This is a genomic window from Chitinophaga sp., assembly GCF_035564935.1.
Classification (GTDB): domain Bacteria; phylum Bacteroidota; class Bacteroidia; order Chitinophagales; family Chitinophagaceae; genus Chitinophaga.
The window spans coordinates 1-6,862 of sequence record NZ_DATMTE010000044.1; the positions used below are offsets into that span (position 1 = coordinate 1).

Consider the following 6,862-nt stretch of genomic DNA (forward strand, 5'->3'; position numbering starts at 1 on the left):
ACATTACCGGCCCGTTGCTTTTTTTAATTTATGCTTTTGCAGGGGTATAATATTTCATTGCTTCCGGCATCAGCTGTTGTAATTTCTGTACGCGGGTAGCGTCGCTTGGGTGAGTGCTCAGTAATTCAGGTGGCTTCTGGCCCTGGCTCATACTGGCCATGCGTTGCCAGAAAGGAATGGCTTCCTGTGGGTTATAACCTGCCATCGCCATGAATATCACGCCCAGGTGATCTGCCTCCAGTTCATTGCCGCGTGAAAAAGCCAGTGTACCTAAGTTACCGCCAACACCGAATGCCTGGTTGAAAATATTTACTGCTGTAGGGTTTTTGTTTAAAGCTACCGAGCCTGCTACCTGGATCCCCTGCATTACCAATCCCTGGCTCATACGCTCGTTACCATGACGGGCAATAGCATGTGCAATTTCATGTCCCATTACACAGGCAAGTGCAGTTTCATTTTGCGTTACCGGCAACAAACCGGTATATACCACCACTTTACCACCGGGCATACACCAGGCATTTACTTCCTTACTGTTTACCAGGTTAAATTCCCATTTGTAACTGGATATTTCATTCCCCATATTATTCTGGTTCATATACCTGGTTACAGCGTTCGCAATACGCTGTCCTACCCTTTTTACCATTTCAGCATCTTTACTGGTAGTTTGCGATACTACTTTGTTTTCAGACAAAAACGACTGGTACTGCTGCAGCGCCATAGATTGCATGGTGCTTTCAGGAACGAGGTTCAACTGGCTACGACCGGTAATGGGTACGCGCGAACAGGCCGCCAATGCAAGGCTTGCAGTAAAGAATAAGACATACTTTTTCATGGGAGCATTAATTTAAATATGCGTAAAACGCAAAAAGCACAAAGCAAAAAGCATGCACATTTTTATGGCTATCGCTTTTTGCTTCCTGCTTTTAATGATATAACTATAACCAGTTTAGTTCTTGTCCTTTTTATTTTTAAACAGCGGCACTTTACTTTCCACTCCTTTCAACAACCGCGTGATATTCTTCTGGTGGGTTAATACCACCATTAAAGCAACAGCTATGGCAAATATGCGATAAAAAATTTCAGGTTCGTTGAAGATATAGAGGATCAGTATGGGGAAAGCGATACTGGCAATGATAGAACTAAGTGAAACATACCTTGTCAGGAAAAGGATCATTAAAAAGACCCCTACACAACACAAAGCCACCAGCGGCTGAATAGCCAGCACCAGTCCGAACAGGGTAGCAATTCCTTTACCTCCCTTGAAGTTTGCCCAGATAGGGAATATATGGCCTACCACCGCAGCAAGCCCCAGACCGATCTGAAGGTTCACCAGCTGTGTAAGATGCTCAGGATCATGGTAATAGGGAGCCAGGTAAGCTAAACGAACGGCTAATACACCTTTCAGCATATCTACCACCATTACAAAAGTACCCGCCTTCGGACCAAGCACCCTGAAAGTATTGGTAGCACCGGCATTACCGCTGCCATACTCCCGGATATCCATACCAAAAACGCCTTTACTCACCCAAACAGCCGTAGGAACAGATCCTACCAGATAAGCACAAATAAGCAATAAAATTTCTACCATCACTACAAGTTAGGAATGCTAAGATAACAAATTCTGTGTTAAAATAGAGAGAATATTAGAAAAGATTGTAACACAAAAGTTGGATTATCAACACTATTTATATGTAACTTTTATTTATTTCAGTTCCGGAACATAAAACCGGAGCGCCAGCCAGTTATCTTTTTCTATCCTTCCTTCCCCGGTAAATCCTTTCGAAACTGCTTCCGCTGTGATATTTTCTTCATCGGTAGGTAAAATGCCACTCAACAGTAATTTGCCCCCGGGTACTAACAACCCGTACATATCTCCCATAAATTTCATTAAAATGTTATAGTTGATATTCGCCAGCAATATATCATATTTTCCGGTAATCGCATCAAGATTGTCTGCCTGCCATACTTTTACTTTCCTCATTCCGTTGGCCGCAATGTTTTCCAGTGTATTATTTACAGACCATTCATCGTAGTCGATCGCATCTATGGCTGCAGCTCCCATCATTTCCGCCAGGATAGCCAGGATACCGGTGCCGGTACCGAAATCAAACACCCTTTTGCCTTTAAAATCCAGCTGCTCCATGAGCTTTATCATAGAAGCGGTGGTAGCATGATGCCCGGTACCAAAAGCCATTTTAGGGGTAATAATAATTTCATGTACAGGCTGCGGGTCAAACGGCGGATGAAACTCCGCCCGGATACCGCAAAAGCTGTCCACCTGCACAGGCTGAAAATTGCTTTCCCATACGGCGTTCCAGTTAACCGGCAGTATGGTTTCTTTCGTATAGGTAACTCCGTGAGCATCCAACTGCTCCTGCAATGCGGCCTCGTCAAAATCAACGGCAGGAATGTAAGCGATCAGCGTGTCTGTTTGTTCTTCAAACCCCTCGTATTTCAGTTCAGACAATTGTGCGATCAGCAGGTCTGTTTGTGCAGCGGCGGCACGGATGGTAATGGCAATGTAAGACATAGGCCGCAAAGATAGCCATTAGCGGGGATTGTCCATCACTGTAAAGTGCCCTGTTCATCTCTTTAATATCAAAATTCATTATATTTGATTTTTAAATCATATCAAATATCCTATGAAAGCACTGTTCCTCCTGCTAACCGGCATTGGTTTGTCGCTGTCCGGAATAGCCCAAGTAATCAAAGTACGGCCTCCTGAACCTATCGCTGATTCCATCATTTATCAAACGGAAAATGTAACACTGATCTTCGACCGGAAGCATCTTACGGAATATATGGCAACCATGGATTCCACCCTCCGCAACAGTAAGTACAGCAATAAGGTATTTAACAGTGTGCAGTTTGCACACCTGAACGCCATAGATATGGGCAATCATTTCCGTAAGGCTTACTGTTACCTGGAAGATACCGCCAATAAGGACTTCAGCTACAGCACCGGTAAAATGAATATGCTATGGGCAGAAGACGGCGGTATTATGCTTCCCTATGTGGAAGAAATAATGCCGGACCTGCTGGCAGGAGGGGAAGTAAGGGTAATAGACAGAAGTACAAAGGCAATACAGCCGGCTTATAAAATGATTGCCGAGCCTGTTGATGGTACCAACTACCGCGTATTCCGCCTGAACAGCGGCCGGGAGATCTTCAGGGAAAGCACTTTCCGGGTGGAACAACTTACAAGAAGATAAAAACGGATCCATCATAAAACAGGAAAGCAGCCACCTGGGGTGACTGCTTTCTTTTTGTATTTAATTCCAGTTATCTGCTAGCTATAACAGCGCCTATTCGGCATCAAAGGTGGGCTCCTGTGGTTTTTCAGGACCAGCGTTGTAGTTTCCGCCGCCACGGTTGCCATCGCGGTTGAAATCACGCCTGTCGCCGCCACCGCGCCTGTCATCACCGCCACGCCTGTCGTCACGTGGACCACGTCTGTCGCCGCGATCACCACGGTCTCCGCGATCGCGGAAATCGCCTCTGTCGCCACGCTCTTCGCGTTCAGGTCTTTCCACATAACCTTCCGGTTTAGGCATGAGCACTTTACGGCTCAACTTAAACTTACCGGTTTTAGGATCAGTACCTGTCAGTTTTACTTTCACTTTTTCGCCTTCTGTCAATACACCTTCCATTGTTTCCAGGCGTTTCCAGGAAACTTCGGAGATGTGGAGCAAGCCTTGTTTACCAGGCATGAACTCAACAAAAGCGCCATAAGGCATAATGGATTTTACAACGGATTCATATACTTCACCTACTTCAGGTACGGCAATGATTCCTTTTACCCATGCCACTGCTTTATCGAGGCTTTCTTTCTGTGCAGAGAAGATGCTTACTTCGCCGGTTTCACCAACTTCTTCAATGTTGATGGTAGTACCGGTTTCGCGTTGGATCTCCTGTATAATTTTACCACCGGGTCCGATCACAGCGCCGATAAACTCACGGTCGATGATGATCTTTTCCATGCGTGGTGCATGTGGTTTTGGTTCAGGACGGGCTGCAGGTACCACTTCGTACATGGCTTCCACGATATGCAGGCGGCCTTTTTTGGCCTGGGCCAGTGCAGAGCGCATTACATCCATGCTTAAGCCGTCTACTTTAATATCCATCTGGATACCAACAATACCATCGCGGGTACCGGTTACTTTAAAGTCCATATCACCCAGGTGATCTTCATCACCGAGGATATCGGTTAATACCGCCCATTTACCGTCGGAAGCGCGGGAAATAAGTCCCATTGCCACACCGGAAACGTGTTTAGGTAAAGGTACACCAGCATCCATCAGTGCCAGGGAGCCGGCACATACGGTAGCCATGGAGGAGGAGCCGTTTGATTCAAGGATATCGGAAACCACCCTTACTGTGTAAGCGTAGTCGCTGCCCGGCATCATTTGCTTCAGGGAGCGCATGGCCAGGTTACCGTGTCCTACTTCACGACGGCCGGGGCCGCGCATCATCTTCACTTCGCCTGTAGAGAACGGAGGGAAATTGTAGTGCAGGATAAATTTGGAATAGTTGGAAACAGCAGCGCTTTCGATCAGCAGTTCATCTTCCGGGGTACCGAGTGTAACAGTAGTCAGGGACTGTGTTTCACCGCGTGTAAACAGGGCTGAACCGTGAGGGGAAGGCAGGATATCTGTTTCCATAGCCAGCGGACGTACCTGGTCCAGTGAGCGGCCATCCAGGCGAACGGATTCGTCCAGGATCATGTTGCGGATCACTTCTTTTTCCAGGTCGTGCAGGTATTCTTTTACCAGTGGCTGGTCTTCTTCCGGTAATTCGCCCAGGTGTTCTTTCAGTTCCTCGCCGATGGCAGCAAATGCATCGCTGCGATCGTGCTTGGCAGAAGCTGATTTGGCTACCTGGTAAATTTTATCTTTTGCAAAAGCTGCTACTTTTGCTTTCAGTTCTTCGTTCTGATGAGGTTGTGCGTATTCACGTTTGCCGGTTACACCTTTCAGGTCACGCAGTTCTTCCTGTGCTTTTACCTGCACTTTGATAGCAGCGTGTGCGGCTTCAATAGCAAGGATCAGGTCTTCTTCCTGGCACTCTTTACTTTCACCTTCCACCATCATGATATTCTTGTCGGTAGCACCGATGATGAAGTCCATGTCGGCTTTGGCCAGTTCGGTACGGTTAGGGTTGATCACCATTTTGCCGTCGATGCGGGCTACGCGTACCTCGGAAATAATTTCCTGGATGGGCACGTCGGAAACAGCCAGTGCAGCGGATGCAGCCAGGCAGGCCAGTGCATCGGGCATTACTTCGGGATCAGATGAAATCAGGCTGACGAGTACCTGTACTTCACACAAATAATTATCGGGGAACAGGGGACGCAGCGCGCGGTCAATCAAACGGGAAATAAGTACCTCGGAATCAGACAACCGGCCTTCACGTTTGAAAAAGGAACCAGGGATACGGCCGGCAGATGCGAACTTTTCCTGGTAATCAACAGTAAGGGGGAAGAAAGACTGGCCTGGTTTGGGTTCTTTATTTGCTACCACGGTGGCCAGCAATATTGAATTACCTAAACGCACCGTAACCGCGCCATCAGCCTGACGGGCCAATTTGCCGGTTTCGATGGTCACCATACGACCGTCTCCTATATCGAATTTCACTGAAATAGGTGTCAGATTCATAATAAAGTGAGGATTAATTAGATAACGTTATCCATTTCAAATCATCCGGATAACAAAACGTATACATACAAAAAAACTATTCCCAACCATATAAGTTGGGAATAGCGCTATAATTAAGTCATGGTTATTTCCTGATACCTAACTTCTCGATAAGGGCACGATAGCCTGTGAGGTTGGTTTTAGATAAATAGGAAAGCAAACGCTTTCTCTGGCCAACCATTTTCATCAAACCACGGTGGGTAGAAAAATCCTTTTTGTTTTGTTTCAGGTGACCGGAAATGCTGTTGATACGCTCAGTCAGCAGCGCGATTTGTGCTTCCACAGAGCCTGTATTTTTTTCGCTTCCACCAAATTCCTTAAAAATATTGGCTTTCTTTTCAACAGTTAAGTAAGACATCTTTAAAAATAATAAGTAATAATAATGTTTTTTGTCGCTATTTTTCCGGTGCAAAGGTAGTTCAAAAAATAGGAATTACCAATTAACCGGAAATTAATAATAAATGAGAAATAATGTAGATCTGTAAATTTTTCTTTCTCAACAACTCCTAAGAAGAAAAATTAACAGCTGCATTATCCGTTACATGCCCGTTTTCCGTACGCAGTACTCTCGACGGAAACTTCTGCAATACAATATAATCGTGGGTGGCCATCACTATGGCTGTGCCTTCCCGGCAGATACGGAACAATAACTGCATAATACCATCGGAAGTTTCAGGATCCAGGTTACCGGTGGGCTCATCCGCCAGGATCAGTTTCGGCGAATTTAGCATCGCACGGGCAATATCCACGCGCTGCTGCTCCCCTCCTGATAACTCATATGGCATCTTAAAACCTTTGGTACCCAATCCCACTTTTTCCAACACATCCGCGATCTTGTTCTCCATTTCCTTAGGGTCCTGCCAACCGGTTGCCCGGAGCGCAAATTTCAGGTTATCATGCACATTGCGGTCGGTTAATAACTGAAAATCCTGGAACACCACACCCAGATTCCGGCGAAGATACGGCACTTTTTTCCAATCCATCTTCTTCAAATCAAAACCTACTACCTGCCCTGTGCCATCATTTAAAGGTAAATCTCCATACAATGTTTTCAACAAACTGGATTTCCCGGTACCGGTTTTACCAATGAGATACACAAATTCACCCTTATTTACCGTGATGTTCACATCACCTAATATCAATGAATGGCCCTGGTATATACTGGCATT

7 protein-coding genes are annotated in these 6,862 nt (G+C 45.9%); 1 reads left to right on the forward strand and 6 read right to left on the reverse strand.

Annotated features, from left to right (window positions below; translation table 11 throughout):
* Positions 1 to 28 precede the first annotated feature (28 nt).
* The 3 genes from VN105_RS01190 to prmA all read right to left on the reverse strand — a co-directional run bounded on the left by VN105_RS01190 (position 29) and on the right by prmA (position 2,530).
* A complete protein-coding gene (locus VN105_RS01190; protein ID WP_325637103.1) occupies positions 29 to 832 on the reverse strand; it encodes a M48 family metallopeptidase in 804 nt (267 codons plus the stop codon).
* 114 nt (positions 833 to 946) lie between these two features.
* Positions 947 to 1,588, reverse strand: coding sequence for a glycerol-3-phosphate 1-O-acyltransferase PlsY (plsY, locus tag VN105_RS01195; protein ID WP_325637105.1), 642 nt, complete (start codon positions 1,586 to 1,588; stop codon positions 947 to 949).
* A gap of 114 nt (positions 1,589 to 1,702) precedes the next feature.
* Complete coding sequence (gene prmA, locus VN105_RS01200) at positions 1,703 to 2,530, reverse strand: 50S ribosomal protein L11 methyltransferase (protein WP_325637107.1); 828 nt, start codon at positions 2,528 to 2,530, stop codon at positions 1,703 to 1,705.
* Positions 2,531 to 2,642: 112 nt separating this feature from the next.
* Here prmA and VN105_RS01205 point away from each other — a divergent pair, with 112 nt between their 5' ends.
* Positions 2,643 to 3,212, forward strand: a complete 570-nt coding sequence (locus VN105_RS01205; protein WP_325637109.1) for a hypothetical protein — start codon at positions 2,643 to 2,645, stop codon at positions 3,210 to 3,212.
* Positions 3,213 to 3,305: 93 nt separating this feature from the next.
* Here the strand turns inward: VN105_RS01205 and VN105_RS01210 are convergent, their stop codons facing one another.
* The 3 genes from VN105_RS01210 to VN105_RS01220 form a co-directional block, all read right to left on the reverse strand.
* Positions 3,306 to 5,654 carry a polyribonucleotide nucleotidyltransferase gene (locus VN105_RS01210; RefSeq protein ID WP_325637111.1) on the reverse strand — a complete coding sequence of 783 codons (2,349 nt, stop codon included), beginning with the start codon at positions 5,652 to 5,654 and terminating at the stop codon, positions 3,306 to 3,308.
* A gap of 124 nt (positions 5,655 to 5,778) precedes the next feature.
* A complete protein-coding gene (gene rpsO / locus VN105_RS01215; protein ID WP_079470431.1) occupies positions 5,779 to 6,051 on the reverse strand; it encodes a 30S ribosomal protein S15 in 273 nt (90 codons plus the stop codon).
* A 148-nt stretch (positions 6,052 to 6,199) separates the two neighbouring features.
* The coding region (locus tag VN105_RS01220; protein ID WP_325637113.1) for a cell division ATP-binding protein FtsE at positions 6,200 to 6,862 on the reverse strand (663 nt) is incomplete at its 5' end.

What these genes read in the sequence shown, in the direction of transcription:
- VN105_RS01190 (WP_325637103.1), bottom strand. Translation starts at nt 832, where the DNA reads ATGAAAAAGTATGTCTTATTCTTTACTGCAAGCCTTGCATTGGCGGCC.
- plsY (WP_325637105.1), bottom strand. Translation starts at nt 1,588, where the DNA reads ATGGTAGAAATTTTATTGCTTATTTGTGCTTATCTGGTAGGATCTGTT.
- prmA (WP_325637107.1), bottom strand. Translation starts at nt 2,530, where the DNA reads ATGTCTTACATTGCCATTACCATCCGTGCCGCCGCTGCACAAACAGAC.
- VN105_RS01205 (WP_325637109.1), top strand. Translation starts at nt 2,643, where the DNA reads ATGAAAGCACTGTTCCTCCTGCTAACCGGCATTGGTTTGTCGCTGTCC.
- VN105_RS01210 (WP_325637111.1), bottom strand. Translation starts at nt 5,654, where the DNA reads ATGAATCTGACACCTATTTCAGTGAAATTCGATATAGGAGACGGTCGT.
- rpsO (WP_079470431.1), bottom strand. Translation starts at nt 6,051, where the DNA reads ATGTCTTACTTAACTGTTGAAAAGAAAGCCAATATTTTTAAGGAATTT.